Source organism: Xanthomonas sp. F1 (assembly GCF_014199855.1).
In genome coordinates this window covers 1-1,172 of the sequence record NZ_JACHOK010000024.1, presented here as the reverse complement: position 1 = coordinate 1,172, position 1,172 = coordinate 1, and the positions used below count along the sequence as shown (strand labels likewise).

The 1,172-nt window shown below is 66.5% G+C and carries 1 protein-coding gene; it reads left to right on the top strand.

All coding sequences use genetic code 11. The features are described from left to right. The first annotated feature begins 197 nt into the window (after positions 1-197). Positions 198-1,157 carry an IS110 family RNA-guided transposase gene (locus GGR71_RS20890; RefSeq protein WP_160964048.1) on the top strand — a complete coding sequence of 320 codons (960 nt, stop codon included), beginning with the start codon at positions 198-200 and terminating at the stop codon, positions 1,155-1,157. The last annotated feature ends 15 nt before the right edge of the window (positions 1,158-1,172 follow it).

The following is a 1,172-nucleotide window of genomic DNA, read 5'->3' as shown; positions in this document are numbered from 1 at the left end:
TCGCGGCTGAAGCCGCTTGTGTCAAATGAGGGTTTATCGTTTTAGGTGAGAGCGGAGTGCGGCAGGCCGTTTAGCCGCAGTGCCAAGCGAGCACGAGTAGGAGTCAGCGCCGCCGCACTCCGTGTCTCCTGCCTCATAAGCCCGAACAGTTGCCCGAGTCGCGAGCTCGAACTCCACAAGCATGGGCATCGGCAGGAGTGCTCTCGTCCCTGAGTCTACTGCGGAGAACGTCTATGCGACGCTTTGTCGGGATTGATGTAGCCAAGGCCGAACTGGTCATTCATGTCCTGCCGGAGGAGCAAACCTGGATCCAGCCGAACACCGCACAGGAGCGGCTGGCGCTGGTCAAGCACTTGTCCGGGATGAACTGCGAACGGATCGTGCTGGAAGCCAGCGGCGGCTACGAGGCGGCGGTGCTGCGGGCACTGCGGCAGGCCGGCCTGCCGGCGGTGCGTATGTGTGCGCACCGCCCACGGGCGCTGGCCAAGGCCCTGGGCGTCAAGGCGAAGACCGACGCGTTGGACGCGCGTTTGCTGGCGATCGCGGCCCAGTCCATCCCGGCCACGCCCACGACCGTGGTGCCCGAGCACCAGCAGCATCTACGCGAACTGCTGGACCTGCGCGCCACCCTGGTCGGCCAGCGCGATGCTCATCGGCGCCGCTTGGAGCACATCACCAGCGCCCATGTGCAGGAACACTGCCGTGAGGCCATCGCCCTGCTACAAGGGAAGATCCAGACGCTGACCCGGCAGATCGAGCAACAGGCCAAGGCCTGCTCAAGCCTGCCCAAGGTCCCCGGGCTCGGCGGGATCCTGCGCGCCACCCTGGCCGCGCGGCTGCCGGAATTGGGGACGCTGCCGCCACGCAAACTCGCCGCCCTGGTCGGGTTGGCGCCGTTCAATCACGACAGCGGCTGCTGGCAAGGCCAGCGCCGCATCAAAGGCGGGCGCGCCGACGTACGGAGGGTGCTGTACATGGCCACCTGGGCCTCCATCCGCTCCGGCTCACCCTTGGCCAAGACCTACGCGCGCCTGACAGGCGCCGGCAAACCGGCCAAGGTCGCCATCGTCGCGTGCATGCACAAGTTCCTGCGCTGGCTCAATGCCATCGCACGCGATCAAGCCCCGTACGCTCCTCCAGCCATCGCGGGTGCATGACAGTTGACTCCTACA